Source organism: Mesorhizobium sp. M1334 (assembly GCF_040317995.1).
Classification (GTDB): Bacteria; Pseudomonadota; Alphaproteobacteria; order Rhizobiales; family Rhizobiaceae; genus Mesorhizobium.
In genome coordinates, this window is sequence record NZ_JAMYLM010000002.1 from 231075 (window position 1) to 251617 (window position 20543).

Annotated in this window: 23 protein-coding genes and 1 tRNA gene; 13 read left to right on the forward strand and 11 right to left on the reverse strand. The window is 61.6% G+C overall.

Annotated features, from left to right (window positions below):
* Positions 1-2 precede the first annotated feature (2 nt).
* From NKH17_RS04500 to NKH17_RS04510, 3 genes are read right to left on the reverse strand one after another with little or no spacing between them, the layout of a single operon-like run.
* Positions 3-974 carry an ABC transporter permease gene (locus NKH17_RS04500; protein ID WP_352509889.1) on the reverse strand — a complete coding sequence of 324 codons (972 nt, stop codon included), beginning with the start codon at positions 972-974 and terminating at the stop codon, positions 3-5.
* On the reverse strand, positions 975-2114 hold the full coding sequence (locus NKH17_RS04505; protein WP_352897130.1) for an ABC transporter permease: 1140 nt from the start codon (positions 2112-2114) through the stop codon (positions 975-977).
* Positions 2111-3643, reverse strand: coding sequence for an ABC transporter ATP-binding protein (locus tag NKH17_RS04510; RefSeq protein ID WP_352478115.1), 1533 nt, complete (start codon positions 3641-3643; stop codon positions 2111-2113). Before NKH17_RS04510 ends, NKH17_RS04505 begins: the two co-directional genes overlap by 4 nt.
* A gap of 177 nt (positions 3644-3820) precedes the next feature.
* Here NKH17_RS04510 and NKH17_RS04515 point away from each other — a divergent pair, with 177 nt between their 5' ends.
* Entirely contained in the window at positions 3821-4042 is a 222-nt protein-coding gene (locus NKH17_RS04515) for a SlyX family protein (protein WP_254817071.1), read from the forward strand.
* A 65-nt stretch (positions 4043-4107) separates the two neighbouring features.
* Here the strand turns inward: NKH17_RS04515 and NKH17_RS04520 are convergent, their stop codons facing one another.
* The 3 genes from NKH17_RS04520 to NKH17_RS04530 all read right to left on the reverse strand — a co-directional run bounded on the left by NKH17_RS04520 (position 4108) and on the right by NKH17_RS04530 (position 6366).
* The gene (locus tag NKH17_RS04520) at positions 4108-5097 is read right to left on the reverse strand and encodes a BMP family lipoprotein (RefSeq protein WP_254816859.1); all 990 of its coding nucleotides are present in this window, start codon (positions 5095-5097) and stop codon (positions 4108-4110) included.
* A 214-nt stretch (positions 5098-5311) separates the two neighbouring features.
* A complete protein-coding gene (gene msrA, locus NKH17_RS04525; protein ID WP_352478110.1) occupies positions 5312-5974 on the reverse strand; it encodes a peptide-methionine (S)-S-oxide reductase MsrA in 663 nt (220 codons plus the stop codon).
* 68 nt (positions 5975-6042) lie between these two features.
* Positions 6043-6366 carry a hypothetical protein gene (locus NKH17_RS04530; RefSeq protein ID WP_352799857.1) on the reverse strand — a complete coding sequence of 108 codons (324 nt, stop codon included), beginning with the start codon at positions 6364-6366 and terminating at the stop codon, positions 6043-6045.
* A gap of 459 nt (positions 6367-6825) precedes the next feature.
* On the opposite strand from NKH17_RS04530, the gene NKH17_RS04535 reads away from it, so the two are divergent.
* Positions 6826-6915 (forward strand) — tRNA-Ser (locus NKH17_RS04535).
* A gap of 746 nt (positions 6916-7661) precedes the next feature.
* Here NKH17_RS04535 and NKH17_RS04540 read toward each other — a convergent pair.
* On the reverse strand, positions 7662-8378 hold the full coding sequence (locus tag NKH17_RS04540; protein WP_352970228.1) for a pentapeptide repeat-containing protein: 717 nt from the start codon (positions 8376-8378) through the stop codon (positions 7662-7664).
* 365 nt (positions 8379-8743) lie between these two features.
* Between NKH17_RS04540 and NKH17_RS04545 the strand changes: the two genes are divergently transcribed.
* Positions 8744-8953, forward strand: coding sequence for a hypothetical protein (locus tag NKH17_RS04545; protein ID WP_352970231.1), 210 nt, complete (start codon positions 8744-8746; stop codon positions 8951-8953).
* A gap of 3 nt (positions 8954-8956) precedes the next feature.
* A complete protein-coding gene (locus NKH17_RS04550) occupies positions 8957-9148 on the forward strand; it encodes a hypothetical protein (protein ID WP_352799853.1) in 192 nt (63 codons plus the stop codon).
* Positions 9149-9496: 348 nt separating this feature from the next.
* Here the strand turns inward: NKH17_RS04550 and NKH17_RS04555 are convergent, their stop codons facing one another.
* From NKH17_RS04555 to NKH17_RS04570, 4 genes are all read right to left on the reverse strand, one after another.
* Positions 9497-9904 (reverse strand): heme-copper oxidase family protein, encoded by a 408-nt coding sequence (locus NKH17_RS04555; protein WP_254816852.1) that lies wholly within the window; start codon positions 9902-9904, stop codon positions 9497-9499.
* Positions 9905-10172: 268 nt separating this feature from the next.
* Positions 10173-10445: a hypothetical protein gene (locus NKH17_RS04560; protein ID WP_254816851.1), complete on the reverse strand. Its 273-nt coding sequence runs from the start codon at positions 10443-10445 to the stop codon at positions 10173-10175.
* A gap of 454 nt (positions 10446-10899) precedes the next feature.
* The gene (locus tag NKH17_RS04565) at positions 10900-11508 is read right to left on the reverse strand and encodes a YdeI/OmpD-associated family protein (RefSeq protein WP_352799852.1); all 609 of its coding nucleotides are present in this window, start codon (positions 11506-11508) and stop codon (positions 10900-10902) included.
* Between the two features lie 105 nt (positions 11509-11613).
* On the reverse strand, positions 11614-11898 hold the full coding sequence (locus NKH17_RS04570) for a hypothetical protein (protein ID WP_352897486.1): 285 nt from the start codon (positions 11896-11898) through the stop codon (positions 11614-11616).
* Between the two features lie 321 nt (positions 11899-12219).
* Between NKH17_RS04570 and NKH17_RS04575 the strand changes: the two genes are divergently transcribed.
* From NKH17_RS04575 to kdpC, 9 genes are all read left to right on the forward strand, one after another.
* A complete protein-coding gene (locus NKH17_RS04575; RefSeq protein ID WP_352799848.1) occupies positions 12220-12654 on the forward strand; it encodes a DUF3597 domain-containing protein in 435 nt (144 codons plus the stop codon).
* A 407-nt stretch (positions 12655-13061) separates the two neighbouring features.
* Positions 13062-13292 carry a hypothetical protein gene (locus tag NKH17_RS04580; RefSeq protein ID WP_254816847.1) on the forward strand — a complete coding sequence of 77 codons (231 nt, stop codon included), beginning with the start codon at positions 13062-13064 and terminating at the stop codon, positions 13290-13292.
* 235 nt (positions 13293-13527) lie between these two features.
* Positions 13528-13716 carry a DUF3606 domain-containing protein gene (locus NKH17_RS04585; protein WP_254816846.1) on the forward strand — a complete coding sequence of 63 codons (189 nt, stop codon included), beginning with the start codon at positions 13528-13530 and terminating at the stop codon, positions 13714-13716.
* Positions 13716-13898, forward strand: a complete 183-nt coding sequence (locus NKH17_RS04590) for a hypothetical protein (RefSeq protein ID WP_254816845.1) — start codon at positions 13716-13718, stop codon at positions 13896-13898. The genes NKH17_RS04585 and NKH17_RS04590 overlap by 1 nt, the downstream gene beginning before the upstream one ends.
* A gap of 111 nt (positions 13899-14009) precedes the next feature.
* Entirely contained in the window at positions 14010-15491 is a 1482-nt protein-coding gene (locus NKH17_RS04595; protein WP_352897488.1) for a hypothetical protein, read from the forward strand.
* Positions 15492-15823: 332 nt separating this feature from the next.
* Entirely contained in the window at positions 15824-15913 is a 90-nt protein-coding gene (locus NKH17_RS04600; RefSeq protein WP_023675300.1) for a K(+)-transporting ATPase subunit F, read from the forward strand.
* A 25-nt stretch (positions 15914-15938) separates the two neighbouring features.
* A complete protein-coding gene (gene kdpA, locus NKH17_RS04605) occupies positions 15939-17642 on the forward strand; it encodes a potassium-transporting ATPase subunit KdpA (protein WP_352897490.1) in 1704 nt (567 codons plus the stop codon).
* 213 nt (positions 17643-17855) lie between these two features.
* On the forward strand, positions 17856-19943 hold the full coding sequence (gene kdpB / locus NKH17_RS04610; protein ID WP_352897492.1) for a potassium-transporting ATPase subunit KdpB: 2088 nt from the start codon (positions 17856-17858) through the stop codon (positions 19941-19943).
* A 12-nt stretch (positions 19944-19955) separates the two neighbouring features.
* A complete protein-coding gene (kdpC, locus tag NKH17_RS04615; protein ID WP_352897494.1) occupies positions 19956-20525 on the forward strand; it encodes a potassium-transporting ATPase subunit KdpC in 570 nt (189 codons plus the stop codon).
* Positions 20526-20543: the final 18 nt, after the last annotated feature.

Consider the following 20543-nt stretch of genomic DNA (forward strand, 5'->3'; position numbering starts at 1 on the left):
GATCAGCGTTCCTTGACATAAGGCACGCCGCCGGCGCGCGGCGGGATTGCCTTGCCGATGAAGCCGGCAAGCAGGATGACGGTCAGCACATAGGGCAGCGCCTGCATGAATTGCACTGGCACCTTGCCGATCAGCGGCAGCGGCGTGCCTTGCAGGCGGATCGACGCGGCGTCGAGGAAGCCGAACAGCAGGCAGGCGAACATGGCGTTGACCGGTTTCCATTTGGCGAAGATCAGCGCGGCCAGCGCGATGTAGCCCTTGCCGGCGGTCATGTCCTTTACGAAGCCGCCATTCTGCACCATCGACAGATAGGCGCCGGCAATGCCGGTGAGCACGCCGGTGCAAATCAGCGCCCGGTAGCGCAGCCAGGCGACGGAGATGCCGGCGGTGTCGACCGCGGCCGGGTTCTCGCCGACAGCGCGCAGGCGGAGCCCAAAGCGGGTGCGAAACAGCACCCACCAGGTGAACGGCACGGCCAGGAAGGCGAGATAGACCAGCACGGAGTGGCCGGAGATGAGTTCCGAATAGATCGGCCCGAGAATCGGAACGCCCCTGAGCGCATCCGCGCCCGGCCAGATGATTGCTTCGAAGCGCTCGCCGGCAGCCAGCGCCGGTGTGCGCCCGCCTTGCTGGAACCAGGCCTGGCCGAGCATGATCGTCGATCCGGCGGCAATGAAATTGATCGCGACGCCGGAAACGATCTGGTTGCCGCGATGGGTGATCGAGGCAAAGCCGTGGATCAGCGCGAAGGCAACCGAGATGAGGATGGCCATGCCGAGGCCGAGATAGGCCGAGTGGAAGACCGAGGCGGCGGCCGCACCGGCGAAGGCGCCGACAAGCATCTTGCCCTCGAGCCCGATGTCGAAGACGCCGGCCCGCTCCGAATAGAGGCCGGCGAGGCAGGCGAGCAGCAAGGGGACCGAAAGGCGGATGGTCGAGTCCAGGACCTGTACGATGGCGTTGAAGAAATCCATTCAGGCGCCCTTCCCTTTGACCGCTTCCATGCCGACCGATTTCGGGCTGAGCGAGGCGAACAACGCCTGGACATAGGGCCGGAACATATGCTCGAGCGCGCCGGCGAACAGGATCACGAGGCCCTGGATGATGACGATCATGTCGCGGCTGATCGCCGGCATCTCGAAGGCGAGCTCGGCGCCGCCCTGGTAGAGCATGCCGAACAGGATCGCCGCCAGCACGATGCCGACCGGGTGAAGGCGACCCATCAGCGCCACCGCGATGCCGACGAAACCGGCGCCCGAAACGAATTCGAGCGCGACATTGTGCTGATCGCCCATCGTCGGGTTGAGCGCCATCATGCCGGCCAGCGCGCCCGAGATCATCATCGCAATGATGATGATGCGTGTCTCCGAAATCCCGGCATAACGCGCCGCTTTCGGGCTGTGGCCATAGGTGCGCATCTCGTAGCCGAGCTTCGTGCGCCAGATCAGCACCCACACCAGAAAGGCCATGGCCAGCGCCAGCAGGGAACTGACGTTGAATGGCGCCGAACGGATTTTGGTGCCGAACAATTCGATGACCCAGTTGAGCTTCGGCAATTGCGCGCCTTCGAGGAAGGTGCGCGTCTGCGGCGCCATCGAGCCGGGCGGCTTCAGCATCCCCACCAGCGCATAGACCATGACGCTGGCGGCGATGAAGTTGAACATGATGGTGGTTATGACGATGTGCGAGCCGCGCTTGGCCTGCAGATAGGCCGGGATCAGCGCCCACAGCGCGCCCATCGCCGCGGCGGCGATAATGGCGATCGGGAAGGTCAGCCACCAGGGCAGCACGCTGTCGAAGGCCAGGCAAACGATGCCGATACCGAGACCGGCGATATAGCCCTGGCCCTCGCCACCGATGTTGAACAGGCCGCAATGCGCCGCAACCGCCACCGAAAGCCCGCTGAAGATGAAGGTGGTGGCATAGAAAAGTGTAAACGCGATGCCTTGGCCGCGACCGAAGGCGCCCTCGACCAAGATGACGGCCGCGCGCAACGGGTTCTCACCGACCAATATGACGACGAAGCCGGCAACGACGAAGGCGACGAACAGATTGATCAGCGGGATCAGCACGTAGTCGGCCCAGGCCGGTAGCTTGGCATAGGGAGTGCTCATTCCGCCGCCTCGCGCTGCTCGACGCCGGCCATCAGCAGGCCGAGCTCGCCCTCGGTCGCGTCGGGGCCGCGTTCGCCGACGATGCGGCCGGCAAACATCACCAGGATGCGGTCGGACAGCGAGCGGATCTCGTCGAGTTCGACCGAAACCACCAGCACCGCCTTGCCCTGGTCGCGCATGGCGATGAGGCGCTTGTGGATGAATTCAATGGCGCCGACATCGACGCCGCGCGTCGGCTGGCCGACGATCAACACGCCGGGATCTTGTTCCATTTCCCGCGCCAGCACGATCTTCTGCTGGTTGCCGCCGGAGAAATTGGCGGTCTTGAGGCGGCAGTCCGCCGGGCGGATGTCATATTTGACGATCTTGTCCCGGGCATCGTCACGGATGGCGTCGATGTCGAGAAACGGCCCCTTCAGATAGCGCTCATCGTCCTGGTAGCCGAGGATCGAATTCTCGTTCTCCTCGAAGGCCAGCACCAGCCCGACGTGATGGCGGTCCTCCGGCACATGGGCAAGGCCGCGCTCGCGCAGCTCGCCAGGGTCGGCGGCGCCGGTGAGGTCGATCGGCTTGCCGTCGAGCATGACCGAGCCCGAAACGGCATGCCTGATGCCGGAAATCGCCTCGAGCAATTCGGACTGCCCGTTGCCGGCGACGCCCGCAATGCCGACGATCTCGCCGGCATGGACGTCGAAGGAGACGTCGTCGACCATGGTGACGCCGCGGGAATCCTTGACCGTCAGGTTCTTGACCGCGAGCTTGACGCCGCCGGCCTTGGCCTCGCCCTTCTCGACGCGCAGCAGCACGCGCCGGCCGACCATCAGCTCCGCCAGTTCCTCGACCGTGGTCTTCCTGGTTTCGCGTGTCGCCACCATCGTGCCCTGGCGCATCACCGAAACGGTGTCGGTGATCGCCATGATCTCGCGCAGCTTGTGGGTGATCAGCACGATCGTCTTGCCCTGCTCCTTCAGCTGCCTGAGGATGCGGAACAGATGGTCGGCCTCGGCCGGCGTCAGCACGCCCGTTGGCTCGTCGAGGATCAGGATTTCGGCGCCGCGATAGAGCGCCTTGAGGATTTCGACGCGTTGCTGCAGGCCGACCGGCAACTCCTCGATGATGGCGTCAGGATCGACTTCGAGCCCGTATTCGCGCTCGAGCCGCTCCAGCTCGGAACGCGCCTTGGCGATGCTCTTCTTCAGCAGTGCATCGCTTTCGGCGCCGAGAATGACGTTTTCCAGGACCGAGAAATTGTCGACCAGCATGAAATGCTGATGCACCATGCCGATGCCGAGCGCGATCGCATCATTCGGTGTCTTGATCGATGCCGGCTGGCCGCCGACACGGATTTCGCCGGAATCGGCCTGGTAGAAACCATAGAGGATCGACATCAGCGTCGACTTGCCGGCGCCGTTCTCACCGACGATGCCATGGATGGTGCCGCGCATAATCTCCAGATTGATGTCGCGGTTGGCGCGCACGGCGCCAAAGCTCTTGTCGATGCCGATCAGCTCGATTGCGGCTTGCGCCATGCAGCCTGTTCCCACTGTTTTTTACCGCTTGGTCAAACGCCTAGCATGACGCCCAGTCTGTGCCAATTGGGTCTATGCCAATTGCCCGGAGCAGGGTTCACTCTCGACAAATCCCGCCATGCTTGTCAATTTCCAACGTGGCCGCAGCCTGCACAATCGCCTGATCGAGGATTTGAGATGACCATGCCCGCCGACATGCCCGACCACCGGCTGACGACGCTGGAAATCCGCGCCGCCGAGCAGGAGAAGACCATCGAGGAATTGTCAGGCCAGATCGCCGAGCAGTGGAAGGTGATCGAGCGCATGCAGCGCAAGCTCGATGCGCTGGCCGAGCGCTTCCTGGCGCTGGAGGAACAGGCCGCACCCGACGTGCCGGTGACCAAGCCGCCGCACTGGTGAGCGGCTGACAATGCAAAACCGCCGGGCTTTCACCCGGCGGCTCGTCAGTCTGCAATGTCGATCAATCAATACGGGCAGGCATTGTCCGACATGTAGTCGTGCACCTTGATGGTGCCTGCGATGATGTCGGCCTTGGCCTTTTCGACCGCTGCCTTCATCGCGTCGTCGACAAGCGCCTTGTTGTTGTCGTCCATGGCGTAGTCGACGCCGCCTTCCTTGAGGCCGAGATCGTTGACGCCGGCCGTGAACTTGCCGTTCTTGGCATCCATGAAGGTGTTGTAGACGGCAACGTCGACGCGCTTGACCATGGAGGTCAACACCTTGCCGGGCTGCAGGCCGTTCTGGTTGGAATCGACGCCGATGCCGAGCTTGCCGGCGTCGGCCGCTGCCTGCAGCACGCCGACACCGGTGCCGCCTGCCGCCGCGTAGATTACGTCGGCGCCTTGGTCGATCTGCGTCTTGGCGATCTCGCCGCCCTTGGCCGGATCGTTCCAGGCTGCCGGCGTATCGCCGGTCATGTTCTGGATGACGTCGGTGGCGCCGGCCGCCTTGGCGCCGCCGACATAGCCGCAGCCGAACCTGCGGATCAGCGGAATATCCATGCCGCCGACGAAGCCGACCTTCTTGGTCTTGGAAGCCATCGCCGCCATCACGCCGACGAGGTACGAGCCTTCCTGCTCCTTATAGACCAGGGAGCGGACATTGGGCTTGTCGACGACCATGTCGATGATGGCGAATTTGGTGTCGGGGAACTCGGTGGCGATCTTGTCAAGCGCGTCGGCCCAGGAGAAGCCAGCCATGACGATCGGATTGCGGCCGTCCTCGGCGAAGCGGCGCAGCGCCTGCTCGCGCTGGGTGGCATTGCTGACCTCGAATTCCACATAGGGGATGCCGGTCTCGGTCTTGAACTTTTCGGCGCCGTTGAAGGACGCTTCGTTGAACGACTTGTCGAACTTGCCGCCGAGATCATAGAGGATCGCGGGTTGAATGTCCGCGGCGAAGGCCGGGAGAACCATTGCAGCTGCGGCCATAAGGCCTAGAACGATACGTTTCATGTGATCCACACCCCTGTCGGTTATTTGTCCATTATGCACCGCATGCCGGCCCGGTTCTCCGGCAGGCATGCGACGTCAGGCAGGAGTGTCTTCCTCCCGCTTCGGGTCAATCTGGCACGGCCCGAAACAAAATTCACGTGGAATTTTGACCCTTTGGAAAAGCATGGCGCCGCATCGCGGCGCCCCAGCATATTCCTTGCGTCAGGGGCATAAATCAGGCGGAGACGGCGGCCGGAATGGCGCAGGAGACGCCGGTTCCCTGCAGGCCGCAATAGCCGTAGGGGTTCTTCGCCAGATATTGCTGGTGGTCTTCCTCGGCGAAGTAGAATTCCGGCGCCGGTGCGATCTCGGTGGTGATCTTGCCGCGTCCGGCACCGCGCAGGGAAGCCTCATAGGCATCGCGCGAGGCGAGCGCCGCCTGGTACTGCGCGTCGTTGAACGTATAGATCGCCGAGCGGTAGGTGGTGCCGACATCATTGCCCTGGCGCATGCCTTGCGTCGGGTCGTGGCTTTCCCAGAACAGCTTCAAAAGCTCGGCATAGGACACGATCTTGGGATCGTAGACGACGAGCACGACTTCGGCATGGCCAGTGAGCCCGGTGCAGGTTTCCTGATAGGTCGGGTTGGGCGTGACGCCGCCGGCATAACCGGCCGCCGTGACCCAAACGCCCTCGACCTGCCAGAACAGGCGCTCGGCGCCCCAGAAGCAACCCAGCCCGAACATCGCCGTTTCCATCCCTTCGGGATAAGGACCCTTGAGCGGCCTGTTCGAGACAAAGTGCTTCGATGCGGTCGGGATCGGCCGGTCGCGGCCGGGCAGCGCCTCGGAGGGCTTCGGCAGGTTGAGCTTCTTGTTCAGCATGTCGCTGAGAAACATAGTGCGGTTTCCTTTTCTTCTTGGTTGAGCCTTCCCCGGCACGGGAACACCGGGTCAGGCTGGAAATGTCAGGTCGCGGCGAACCGCCCGCTGGGGCGCTGCCGCCTGTAGCCGATGGCGTAAAGAATGAACGCCAGCACCGCGAACACGGCGAAGCCGGGCTGGCTGAGCACCCAGGCGATGGCGCCGTCCCACAGCAGCGGATTGACCTTGTCGCGGACGAAGCTTTCGAAGGCGCTGCGCGTATCCGGCGAGACCGCGAGCCAGCTGGAATTAAGCGGTGTCATCACCAGCGCCGAAGCCGCCACCGACCGGGTCGCATCGAGCACGGCCATGATGACCGAAACCGAAAGCGCGATCATTGCGGCAAGACGGAAGATAAAGCGGAACATCCGGACCCTTCCTCCCCAGGAGCTTATCAGAATGTCGTGTGGACTGTTAAATAGGATCTGCGTGCTTTATCCGCAATCGCGACACGCGAAGTTGAACCTACGCCGCCGGTTTGCGCCGGAGCCGGTGACGCGCCGGACGGCGAAGACGCCGCCGATCGCGTCGACAAACTCGCCGGCTGTCCACATCGGGTCAGCCGCTGCCGCATCGGCAAACGGTGCGCCGGTGGCTGGACGGAGCCTCCCTATCCGGCAAAGCGAATAGACTATCGTTATGTCTTGGCATTCGGCACCGGATCGACTAGATGAGCCCCGCGCCTGTTGTTTTGACGGCTCAGGTGCGGGGAAAGGGTATCCGCTGGTCGACGGCGCCCACGGCCGGAATTCCGGTCCGGAATCCCAAAGGAGATGCATCTCCCCAACCCGCGCGGCGAAACCGGCCGCGTCGAAAATGCTAAAGACGGAGAGGTGGCCGAGTGGTTGAAGGCGCACGCCTGGAAAGTGTGTTTACGGGAAACCGTAACGCGGGTTCGAATCCCGCTCTCTCCGCCAGATACCCACTTAAGCGTCTGTTATTGTTTCGCTTTGTTAGTTGCGGCCTTTCCGTTCCTAACGTCCGCAAACGATGAAGCTCGGCCACCATGCCGCCGCCCCTTTGTTGACTTTGCTTGGGAATCGGAGTGTCCGGAAAAAACCGCAGGGCAGCCCCCAGGATTCGCGTCTGCGGACCTCCGCCGGCGCCTACAGGCAATCTAACCCAACGCCCCCCAAGCGGCGCCGGCCACTTTCAGCCCCTTCGTTCGAAAGTTGGCTTCCAGTCGCGATTGCGCGCCCGCTGATGGCCTTCGTAGTCAGGAATGCATGCGAAGAAGGTCGGTCACGGCCGGCAGCCTTGCAATTTGAGCAGACAAAGAGCCAGACCAAGTCGTCATGCATCGAGCCGTGGTCATGGCCGAGCCTGTCAATCAGCGCCTGGATGTCAAGTTTCGTCGATTTGCAGCACATCGGGTGCGCACCATTGACATAGATGGTGTCGCGGGCGGACAGAGTGTCGGCGAGGGTCTTTCGAGTCATGGCGATTCTCCGTTGAAGGGGCTCGCCGCAACGGGAGGATTATATTCCTTAATGCTGATCCCCTGCATTGTCTCGTGCGGAATGGGCTCTCCGGCATTAGACAGGGATATCCGGAGTTCGCCGTCTCGGGTGGTGGCTTCGACCTTAATGGGCATGCCCGCGGCACAAAGTTACCGGTTCGAATCCTGTCGGGTGCAGCATTGCCGCGGTTCGCTTGCCGACAACTATTCCTGCTGGAATTGACAGGGCCAATCTTCAGGCCTCGTCAAGCCAGAAGGCAACTCGGTCCGGGCGTCTCCGCAAGCCATGTTGAGCTGCCACTGGGACAGACCCACCGAATTGAAAAGGTCGAGGCCCTCGATACGGGTCAAAAACAAAAAAGCGCGGTCAAAGTCTATCGGCGCGGTGAACGTCGCTCCTCGGAAGTCCGCCCGCGCGAGATTGGCAAACGAAAAGCGGCTGCCGCTGATATCGGCGTCATGGAAGTGCGCACGCCCCAATTCCGCCTTTGTGAAATCAACATTGGTCAGATTGGCGTCCTGGAAATTCGAGCGCTGCATTTCCGCGCTCGCAAACACAGCGCCCTGCGCGTCCATACGGCTGAAGTCGGTCCTGTAGCCCTCGATTCTGTCGAACCGGGCGCCTTTGGCGGTCGAGTCGGCCAAGGAAGCACGCACAAGAGTTGCCTTCTCAAGATTTGCCGCACGGAGATTGGTGTTCCTGAGGTCGGTCGAAGTGAAATCAACACCGAACAGGTTCGCCCCGCTCAGGTCCTGTCCATCTAGGATGAGAAGCTTCTTGTCACACTCTTGCCAATTGACGCCAGGCGTCGCGGCTGCGTCGCAATTTTGAGCGGCAGCCGCGTTCTGCGAAGCAAACACAGTGCAAACCGCTAGAACCAAGCCGGATGTGCCGTAAGCTCTGGTTCGCCTCAAAGTCATTGTTGCTGGACCTCTGCTACTCGCCGACACTCACCCTTACCACATCTGCTGACACTCGAGCCACGGTGACCACATGGCTGTGCTCGCGGCGCAGTGGGTCAAGCCTGGTGTGAAGCTCCGCGTCAAACACCTTCGCGGCGAATTCTAGGCGGCCAGCTTACATTAGCCAGAGTGAACAGAACGTGATTACGGGCCAGGCCTTCACACCTTCGCCTTGCATCAGCCCGCCCACCTAGCATGCCCCGCCATCGCGAACGGCCCAGCACGGGCGAAAGACAAGCTCCTTCCTGGCGCTGCGCCGCGTGCAGTCGGAACAAATGGGATCGACGCCGGTTAACAATCGAAGGGACCGCAAACGAAGCGGTATGATGATGATGGATATTTTTAGCTTCGAACTGGCCAATGCCAGGCTGCGCGTTAAACGGGCCGAGCGCTCGCTGAAGCGTGCGAATGAACTGTTGTTGAACGATGGCTGTGTCGCCGTCAATCTCGCGTTGTGCGACCGCATACGGTCTGAGCAAAAACGCGTGATTGAGGCCCGGGAACGCATGACGAAGATCGATCGGAAGAATTGACCCATGATGCTCGCGACCCTCCACCTTGAAACTGCGAGATACGGCGACGAATATCGCGTCGCAAGGCTCGCGCTGCTGAGGCAGCAAATGATACGGCACATCAAGCGCACAGACGCCTCGGCGCAGAAAGTCGAACAATCGCTGGCAAGATTTGCCGAAGCAAACACGCTCGGGGACCGGCTCGCGCAACAGTAGGTCCGCGCGCTCTACCGTCGTTTGACGACGACCCCGTCATGCTGCGTCGCCAACAACAAGGCTGCATCAACGTCGCACCTGCGCTCGCTGGGCGTCGCGCCCCAAAAGCACAAGGCAGTCGTTTCGGCGAAGATCCAAGAAGTGTCGATATTTTCACCTTCCTAGGGACGCAGGCACAACGCCAAAATGAAGGCCGCGATAAGCAGCATGGCAGGCAGAGGGGCGCGCGAAGGCTACTGAGCGGCTTTCATCTCGCCGCACTCTTGCCTCAGATCAGCCTACAACCAATCGGCCCGCGCTTCACCAGAAGCACGGGCATTGATAGGCTCGGCACTATCGCCGCCCCGTCTACCGCGGGACCGCTGGTATTCCCGAGACTGAGCGCTCTGTTTCGGCGGAGAAAACCACGAAGGCAAAGATCAGCACGGCGACAGCGACAATCATCGAGCCGGTGGCGACGATCGGCTCGAGCGCCGGATTTCCCTGCAGCATCAGGTAAAGCGCCGGCAGCATCACCACCAGGCCGAGATTGTAGACACCGTAGTGGATCATCGCCGTCCTGCGGGCAGCCTTCGCCGGGTTCAGCGCATAATAGCCGCCGAATATTGCACTGGTGACCCACCCCAGCAGGTTGATGTGCGCGTGAGCCGGAAACGCGCCGTGATCGCCTGAAATTGCCATCTGCAGGCCAGCTGCAATTCCCAGAATAAGAAAGACGATGGCTGTCTTGAAAAAAAGCTCCGAAACCTTAGGCATGTCATTCCCCCAAACCCGTTTTGCCGCCGCATCATGCTCTGGTTCCGGCGATCTTGCCAAGGGGACCGTCGGGCCTGCGGCACCATTTGCCGCCGGCCTGACGGCCCGTCGGCAGCCGGCCGCCGGGCCTGGCCGGTTGCGAGTCCAGCCGGCAAAAAATATGCGCTCACCCTAATTTAATTGCAATATCACCCGCCAGGCTTCCATGTCGTTCTCACTAAGGAAGTCCTGCACAATCGTGGTGCCATACGCGCCAAAGGCCTGCCCGTCAGTGTTCCAGCAAGGCCTCGCCGAACTTCTCCCACAGCTGCGCGCAATCTGTAGCTCTGAGGCTGGGGGTTCCGAGTGGGCCATATCTGATGACGGCGGCGTGAACATCATAGCCAACGATAGGTGCATTGGCGACAAAGTGGATAGCCTCGCCCAATCGGCGAGAGCCAATTGGCGCATCGGTTTTGTTGGTGATGTCGAAGACACCACGAATATCCGCTTCCTGGTTCCTGGCTGCCAAAGCAGCCGCCATTTCCCTTTCGTGCATCATCGAAATCTCTCCGATCGGTCTAAGTCTAAGAACCGCGGCTTGTGCCGGTCCGGCAGCTGACAACCGGCAAATCGAAGTGCCTTTTGCAGCATCTCGATTGGCTCTTGCTGCGAGCCACTCCGCCCGCTGCCGCGGCAAGCCGATAAGGCAACTGCCAGCGAAATCCGCAGGCACGTCCACGGTCGCATCAAACACGGCCCACGTGCCAGTCGGTTCCTGAACGGGCAAAAACCTCATAACAGCGCCTGCTAATATACTATGCCGACTGTGAGGACGAGACTTTTTCCTGCATCCACTAAACGAATGAGAGATGGTGTCGAAGTGCCGGGCGACGCTCGTCGAAAACAATCGTCTGCGACATCGCCAGGATCGGAGATGGGCCTGAGCCGGCCGCATTTTGGGAGTCGCCGCAAGGGACAAGCACAAGACGCAGCACACAAACGCGGCCAAATGTTCATCCAGAATCGCGATTTCGTTGCGGATAGATGGTCTCGCCGCGCTTCAGCATCGCCACGAACGCCGCGATCTTCTTCTTGCGCCCGGCTTCGGTCTTCATGTTGTGGATGCGGAAGGCGAGCGCGAAGCGGTTTTGCCCGCTGAGCTTTGCCAGCATCTCTTTCGCCCTGGGCTCGGCGTCTATTGCCGCCTGGAGGTCGTCGGGGATCTTCATCTCCTTGCCGCTCTTGTAGGCGCGCGCCCAGCGGCCGTCGGCCTTGGCCGCATCGACCTGCCTCAGCCCGTGCTCGGTCATCCGGCCCTCCTCGATCAGCCGGGCGACATTGTCGACATTGATCTGGCTCCAGGTGCTCTTCTTGCCGCGCGGGGTGTAGCGCTGCAGATAGCTTTTGCCGTCGAACGCCTTGCGCACCGCGTCGATCCAGCCCCAGCACAACGCCACGTCGATGGCTTGCTTCGGCGTGATCGACGGCAGCCCCGAATCGAGCTTATGGATCTTGATCCAGACTTCGTCCTCGCTGTCGTGATGCTCGCCAAGCCAGGCATGGAAGCTTTCGGCATCCTTGAACTCGCGCACCTTGGCGGGGTCGACCTTCACGGGCGCCATCAGCCGATCCGCCGGTGACCCAGGCGCGTAACGACGCCGAACCGCGCCCTCATATCAGCTCCAAGTCCGATATCCGCAGGCCTGTTGATTCCCGCCGGCACGCATTCAGCCCGCACGATTGCTCGTGCCGAGGACATGGGATTTCCGGCGGCAGCATGACGCCGTCGAATGTCTGCATGAACATCGCCGCCGCAAAGAACGCGTCTCTTCGGTGGCGTCGCTGTGCCAGCCGAGCCGCTTGCCGGACTCGATCTCGTAGACAATGACCGGGGACTGGGTGGTGCCGTGCCCGCCGTAAACCGCGAAAGCGCCGGCCCATTTGACCGACGGATCGTCCACTGCCCAAACCGGCGAACGTTCGAGCCTGTCAGATGCGACGACTGCTGTCATGGCTTCGTTCCTCTCAGCGAATTGCGAACACGAATCTAGATGACTTTTCTAGTCTGCGTCAGCAAAACTGGCTGGCAACCATTCCCTCGCCCACTGCGCGTGACGATTTGTCGGACCGCGATCCGACCTATTCTACTCTCGGGCCGGATCACTGGGCCGATTCCCCAATGCAACCAAGCCTTTACCCTTTAGCCACTTTTGAGTTGCCCCTGCGTTGCGTTCGTGGTCCGGTACAACCAGGGCGCTCAATGCGGCATTCGGCAACGGTCGCCTCACCGACCGTCAAGGCAACACACCGTCGAGCCAACACAGGAGATAGCAATGGGCATTTTCGACAGTATCAAAGGTGCGATTTTCGGAAACGCGGTTGCGGCCGAAGCGCCGCCGGCGCAACCGTCTCCCGCGCCTGCTTCGAGCACGGCCACCCAGCCGACGGCGCCTACCCGATCCGCCCCGGCTGCAACCCCGGCTCCGGCCGCGCCAGCCGCGCCGTCCTCTGCCCCGGACATCGCTGCCATTCTCGACAAGGCCGTGGCCGCGAAGGGGCAGAAGCTCAACTGGAAGAATTCGATCGTCGACCTGATGAAGGCTCTGAATATCGACAGCAGCGTCGGCGCCCGCAAGGAGCTTGCCCACGAGCTGAACTACACCGGCGATATGAACGACACTGTAACGATGAATCTGTGGCTGCACGACGCACTGATGAAAAAGCTGGCCGAGAATGGCGGCAAGCTTCCGAGCGATCTGGCCGCCTAGCGTCACAGATAAGCAATTCCAACAAAACGTGTGAACGGTTTTCCGTCCGGAATTGCGTCAAACAAAAAGACAGACCGGCTCGGCGTTTCCGTGAAACGACGAACCGTCCTGGTCCTGCCCGCACCGTGGTTCTTGCTGCGCCAACTTCGGCCGCAACCGAGCATACCACGATGCCAAGCGTCAGACCGCCAGGTAAATAAAATTGAGACCCGTCCCGACCGTCAGAATCGGTGTTTGGCGAGGTGGCATGCCACAAAAAGCGCTGCCGCCTCGCGCCCGGATTGCGTCCCGCAAAACCGACGATTTCGGTCGCTGCCCACGCGCTGGTAGGACCACCATTTTGCTGGCGAAACGCGACGTTCGGCGTATCATTCTCCCCGGAGAGAGTTCATGGTGGGAGGAAGCCAATGAACGTGGTGCAGAGGGTGACTGTCGCCGACTTGACGGCCCAAGAGCTTGTTTCATCTGCGCTTTCACGGTTCGGTGCCGGCGACACCATATCGACGAGGGCGATGCTGGACATCGTTCGCAGGACGGCCCCGGCCTGCGGCAACAGTGACGACGATCTGGTCGAGCTTATCGTCATGACGGCCGTTGGTAGGACCATGGGCGTCGTGTTCGACCATCGGTCCCAATAAAACAATCCGGAACGAATACCAGGCTGCGCCCAGGAGCAGTGGCGGGCGGTTGGCAGCGCCGCCAAAGAGGCCAGCCTATTTGTGCGCGAAGGCCGGCCTGACGCCAAGCCCCTGCTTTGAGCAAAACCGCCGCGCATGCCGGGTCATGCCCGAGGGCAGGGGACTGGGCGACACGCTCGAAGGAACTCGCTGAAATCTTGCCCGTTATGCTCTCGTCGAGATGAGGAGAGCTGCCATGGCCGACGACAAAACCAACACCGACAGTCGCGACCGCTCACGAGTGGCGGGCGGCGAAGACTACGAGGTACGTCACTTCGCCGAGGAAGCGGGCATCACCCCGGATCAGGCACGCACGCTGATCAAGCGTCACGGCACCGACCGCAAGGTGCTGAACGAAATCGCCGAAAGCATAAGAGCGTCGTAATGGCTGACAAGAAAACCGCAATGGCCGACCGCAAGACGCGTGATCCGGACGAAAAGGAGGCTCTGCGTCTGGCCGAAACCACCGACGTTTCGCCGAAGCAGGCGAAGGATCTGATGCGCAAGCACGGCAAGGACAGCCCGAAGGTCGAGAAGGAAGCCAAGAACTTCAAGGCCGAGGGCTGAGCCGCCGAGCCGGTTGGACGCGGCACAGGGTTGTGGCCGCAATCCTGCAGCTTATCGGTTTTCTAACAAATTCGGCCTATCCCTTCCGCTATCGCGGCTCAGGGATGCCATATGCGCGGGATATCTGGTGAGGCGAAGCCGTCGATAGGCGATATACGGCATGTGAGGTTGGTATTTTGCCTGCTGGCGGCGGTCGTGATAGCGGCGGCGCTCCTCGCCTTTGCCACGTCCCTCCTGCAGGATCCTGATAGCTGGTGGCACATCAAGGTCGGCATGGATATGCTGGCAAGCCGCACATTCCCCACCGTCGACGTCTACTCCTACACTTTTGCCGGCCAGCCATGGATCGCTAAGGAATGGCTTAGTCAGCTTCTCCTTGCAATTGCCTTTGAAGCCGGCGGCTGGAACGGCGTGGTGCTGCTGGCGACTGCAGTAATCGCGCTCACGATCTTCTTGACGTCGTGGTATCTCAGCGCGTGGTTGAAGCCGACGCTGGCGATAGGACTGACGCTGGTTCTCGCGCTCTTGATCGGGCCAATCTATGTCGCCCGACCGCACATCTTTACCTTGCCCATCATCGTCGTCTGGACCGCCGGTCTTTTCCAGGCCGCACGCAACGAGAAAGCGCCGCCTTTGTGGCTGCTGACGCTGCTTTGCCTGTGGGCCAATCTCCATGCCACCTTCACCTTCGGTTTCGTCATCGCCGCCTTCGCCGGCCTCGATCTCGTCATGCGCACGCGCTTGTCGAACCCCCGGCTGCTGGCCAAGTGGATCGCTTTCGGGCTGCTTTGCCCGCTGGTCAGCCTGCTCAATCCCTATGGCGTCAAGGCCATACTCGCCACGTTCACGGTGGCCTATGGCAATGAGGCGGTGCCTTACATTGCGGAGTGGCAACCCTTCGACGCTTCGCGGCACACGCTCCAGGAGGTGGCCCTGCTGGTGGCGTTTTTCGGGCTGCTCGTGTCGAGATTGCGCATTGGCTGGGCCAAGGCGCTGTTCCTTGTCTTCACGCTGCACGCCTATCTCACCCACATACGGTTCATGTACTTGTTCTTTCTTCTTGTCCCGGTGGTCCTTGCCGTTGAGGCGGCGCAACAATATCCAGCGCTTTCAGCCGAGAAATGGGCGGCGGAAAAGCGCGACGGACTTGAACAATTTTTCGCACGGCAATTTTCCAGGATTTGCGCTGGACTTGCCGTGTTGCTGGTTTTGGCGGTTGCCGCCTTCACGACCTATCCGGTCGCGCCGAGCCAGAAGACCTCGGCGAGGGACGCACTAGCCTTCGCCCAAACCCATAATCTGTCGGGCAATCTGCTGAACTCCTACGATTTTGGCGGTACGCTGATCTTCCATGGCATCAGGACGTTTATCGACGGCCGCGCGGATCAGCTCTTCCTGAATGGCTTTACGGAAACGGATGAGCAGACTGGGCACAGCCGGGGCAAGCCGATCCTGAAAGCCCAACTCGAGAAATATACGATAGGCTGGGCATTGTTGACCGCCGACGACAGCCGCATTCCGTTCTTCGACGAACTGGGCTGGAAGCGGGCCTATGCGGACGATTACGCGGTGATCTACACCCGCGCGGACTGAGCCCCGGCAGCTTCGCGCGCCGGTGTGCACCTCCCTCCTGAAGCTGTGGCCAGCGCCGAGGCGGCGAAATCCTTATGGGATTTTGATTTCTTTGCTCCGCGTCCCGTCTCGACCCTTTATGGCACTTTGATCCATATTCGCCGAAGCGATGTTTCCGGCCGCCGATATGATGCGGCGACCGGTTTTGGTAGTTTGTTAAAGTAAACAACAAATACAACATAAGGAAAATGCGCGGTGGACATAGTTGTTGTCGCGATTGGAATCACGTTCTTTGCTCTATGCTTCGGCTACATCAAAGCCTGCGACAAGCTGTAAGTTTAGGGGATCGCAACATGCTTTTCGACTATATCCTCGGCGGCGCCGTGACCTTGTTTCTTCTCGCCTACCTGACATACGCCCTCGTTCGCCCGGAACGCTTCTGATCTCCGCTGGCAAGGAGCCAACCCCATGACAATCAACGGATGGCTGCAGATCCTCGTCTATTGCGGGATCGTCGCTCTGCTGGCCAAGCCGCTCGGCGGCTACATGTATCGCGTTTTCAGCGGCGAGCGCACATTCCTGTCGTCAATTCTGGCCCCCCTCGAGCGCAGGCTCTACCGCATATCAGGGACCAGCGAGCGCGAGGAGCAGCACTGGACCTCCTATGCGGCGGCCCTGCTGTTCTTTAACCTGGCCGGCTTCCTGGTGCTCTATTCGCTGCAACGGCTGCAAGGCGGCCTTCCCTACAATCCGGCCGGCATGACCGCCGTCGAACCTGAGCTGGCCTTCAACACCGCCGCCAGCTTCATGACCAACACCAACTGGCAGAACTACGGCGGCGAAAGCACGATGTCCTATCTCGTGCAGATGGCCGGCTTGACCGTGCAGAATTTTCTGTCGGCGGCGACCGGCATCGCCATTGCGGTCGCACTGATCCGCGGCTTTGCCCGGGCCTCAGGCAAATCGATCGGCAATTTCTGGGTCGATATGACCCGCTGCACGCTCTATCTGCTTTTGCCGTTCTGCATCGTCCTGACTCTGGTCTATGTCTATCTCGGCATGCCGCAGACGCTCGCTGCCTACGTCAACGCGACGACGCTCGAAGGCGCGCAACAGACTATAGCGGTCGGGCCGGTCGCTTCCCAAGTTGCCATCAAAATGCTTGGCACCAATGGCGGCGGCTTCTTCAACGCCAATGCAGCGCATCCCTTCGAAAATCCCGACGCGATCTCCAACCTGCTCCAGATGGTGACGATCTTCGCCCTCGGCGCGGCGTTGACCAATGTCTTCGGCCGCATGGTCGACAACCAGCGCCAAGGCTGGGCAATTCTATCGGCGATGGGCGTGCTGTTCATCGCCGGCGTTGCCGTTTGCTACTGGGCGGAAGCCGCTGGCAATCCGCTCGTCCATGCGCTGGGCATCGATGGCGGCAATATGGAGGGCAAGGAGAGCCGTTTCGGCATCGCTCTGTCGGCGCTGTTTGCCGTCATCACCACCGCCGCTTCCTGCGGCGCGGTCAACGCCATGCATGACAGCTTCACCGCACTCGGCGGCATGATCCCGATCATCAACATGCAGCTCGGCGAGGTCATTGTCGGCGGCGTCGGCGCCGGCTTCTACGGTATCCTGATGTTCATCGTCATTGCCGTTTTCGTCGCCGGGCTGATGGTCGGACGCACGCCCGAATATCTCGGCAAGAAGATCGAGGCCAAGGAGGTCAAGATGGCTATGCTGGCCGTGCTCTGCCTGCCGCTTGCAATGCTGATCTTCACCGCTATCGCGGTGGTGCTGCCGACCGGCGTTGCTTCCATCGCCAATGCCGGCCCGCACGGCTTCTCCGAGGTTCTCTATGCCTACACCTCGGCCGCGGCGAACAATGGCTCCGCCTTTGGCGGCCTCAGCGGCAACACGCCCTGGTACAACGTAACGCTCGGCATCGGCATGCTGATGGGCCGGTTCCTGGTCATTATTCCGGCGTTGGCGATTGCTGGCTCGCTGGTTGCGAAGAAGACCGTCCCTGCCTCCGCCGGCACCTTCCCGACCGACGGTCCTCTGTTCGTCGGGCTGCTGGCCGGTGTCATCCTGATCGTCGGTGGCCTGACCTTCTTTCCGGCCCTGGCGGTCGGACCGATCGTCGAGCACCTGGCGATAATTCACGGTCAGACATTCTGAAACGGCCATGCCCTGGTTCAAGATCATACCTCGGAAGGTCCGGCATCGCCCCGAGCCGGAGGGGGAGAAAACGCCCCCTCCTTTCCCGACGCTGTCCACATTCCTCGCTATTGCGGCAGCCTTGATCATGATCTGGCTGCTGGCTTACGGGCCGCCGCACCTTCGTTCGGCACAGGATCGACCGGTCAACAAAATCGACACTGGAGCTACCAAATGAGCCCGTCGAAATCCGCGAGCATCATGGATACCCGCATTCTGTGGCCCGCTATCGGCGGTTCCTTCAGAAAACTGAACCCGCGCACCTTGATGCGAAACCCGGTGATGTTTGTCGTCGCCGTCGTCTCGGCGCTCACCACCGTGCTGTTCGTCAAGGATCTCGCTACCAGCGGCGGCGATCCTGGCTTCACGCTGCAGATCATCATTTGGCTGTGGTTCACCGTGCTCTTCGCCAATTTCGCCGAAGCGGTGGCCGAAGGCCGCGGCAAGGCGCAGGCAGACTCGCTGCGCCGGGCGCGAACCGAGACGCAGGCCAAGCTGTTGAACGATGGCCACCGCAGCAAGTTCAAACTGGTGCCCGGCACCAGCCTGAAGGTCGGCGACATCGTGCTTGTCGAAGCCGGCGACATCATCCCCTCGGACGGCGAGGTGGTCGAAGGCGTGGCGTCGGTCAACGAGGCGGCCATCACCGGCGAATCCGCACCGGTCATCCGCGAATCCGGCGGCGACCGTTCGGCGGTGACCGGCGGCACGCAGGTCTTGTCCGACTGGATCCGCGTGCGCATCACCGCGGCTGCCGGCCATACGTTCCTCGACCGCATGATCTCGTTGGTCGAGGGCGCCGAGCGCCAGAAGACACCCAACGAGATCGCGCTCAATATCCTGCTCGTCGGCATGACGCTGATCTTCGTGCTGGCCACGGCGACGATCCCGAGCTTCGCCTCGTATTCGGGCGGTCATATCTCGGTGACGGTGCTGGTCGCCCTGTTCGTTACCCTGATCCCGACCACAATTGGCGCCCTGCTGTCGGCGATCGGCATTGCCGGCATGGACCGCCTGGTGCGCTTCAACGTGCTGGCCATGTCGGGCCGCGCCGTCGAGGCGGCCGGCGATGTCGACACGCTGCTGCTCGACAAGACCGGAACCATCACGCTGGGCAACCGCCAGGCGACGGCATTCCGTCCGGTCAAGGGCATCACCGAACAGGAATTGGCCGACGCGGCCCAGCTTGCCTCGCTTGCCGACGAAACGCCGGAAGGCCGCTCGATCGTCGTCCTGGCGAAGGAAAAATACGCCATCCGCGCCCGCGACATGGCAAGCCTGCACGCGACGTTCGTGCCCTTCACCGCGCAAACCCGCATGAGCGGCGTCGATCTGGAAGCCTCCTCGGTCCGCAAGGGCGCAGTCGATGCGGTACTTGCCCACGTCAACCTCTCGACAGTTGCCACAGGCCGTACGCGCAGCGACACCGTCCGCGACCTTCAGGCGATCGCCGACGAGATCGCCAAATCGGGTGGCACTCCACTCGCGGTCGAGCGCGACGGGCGCCTCCTCGGCGTCGTCCATCTGAAGGACATCGTCAAGGGCGGCATCGCAGAACGCTTTGCCGAATTGCGCCGCATGGGCATCCGCACGGTGATGATCACCGGCGATAATCCGATGACCGCGGCGGCGATCGCGGCGGAAGCCGGCGTCGACGACTTCCTTGCCCAGGCGACGCCCGAGGACAAGTTGAAGCTGATCCGCGACGAGCAGGCCAAAGGCAAACTGGTCGCGATGTGCGGCGATGGCACCAACGATGCGCCGGCCCTTGCGCAGGCCGATGTCGGCGTTGCCATGAACACCGGCACGGTCGCGGCGCGCGAGGCCGGCAACATGGTCGATCTCGACAGCGATCCGACCAAGCTGATCGAGATCGTCGAAATCGGCAAGGCGCTGCTGATGACGCGTGGTTCGCTGACCACCTTCTCCATCGCCAACGACGTTGCCAAGTATTTTGCCATCATCCCGGCAATATTCGCCGTCTTCTACATCGCCCCGGGCCAGACCGCCGGGCCGCTGCAAGCGCTCAACGTCATGCATCTGGCGACGCCGCAGAGCGCTATCCTCTCGGCCATCATCTTCAACGCGCTGATCATCATCGCGCTGATCCCGCTGTCGCTGAGGGGTGTCAAATACCGCGCGGTCGGCGCCGGTGCGCTGCTCAGCCGCAATCTCATTGTCTATGGCCTCGGCGGCGTCGTAGTGCCCTTCGTCGGCATCAAGATGATCGACATGGCCATCACCGCTCTCGGTCTCGCATAAGGAACCATGTCGATGCTCAATCAAATCAGACCCGCGATCGTCATGATCGTCTTCTTCACGATCCTGACGGGTTTGGTCTATCCGATCGGCATGACCGGCATTGCGCAGGCGCTGTTTTCGCGCCAGGCCAATGGCAGCCTGATCGAGAAGGACGGCAAGCTCGTCGGTTCCGAGCTGATCGGCCAGGCTTTCACCAGCGACCGCTACTTCCATGGCCGTCTCTCGGCTGCCGGCGACGGCTACAATGCCGCCGCCTCGGGCGGCTCGAATCTCGGCCCGACCAATCCCAAGCTGATCGACCGCATCAAGGTTGACGCCGAAAGGCTGAGGACGGAAAACCCGAACCAGCCGGTACCGATAGATCTGGTCACCACGTCCGGCAGCGGCCTCGATCCGGATATCAGCCCCGACGCGGCCTATTTTCAGGTCGCCAGGGTGGCCAAGGCCAGGGGCGTCGATGAATCCAGGATCAAATCGCTTGTCGACAGCCATGTCGAGGATCGCGAATTGGGATTCATCGGCGAGCCGGTAGTCAATGTGCTGGCCCTCAACCTTGCGCTGGACGATGCGATGAAACGGTAAAGGAACCGGCGCCGGGAT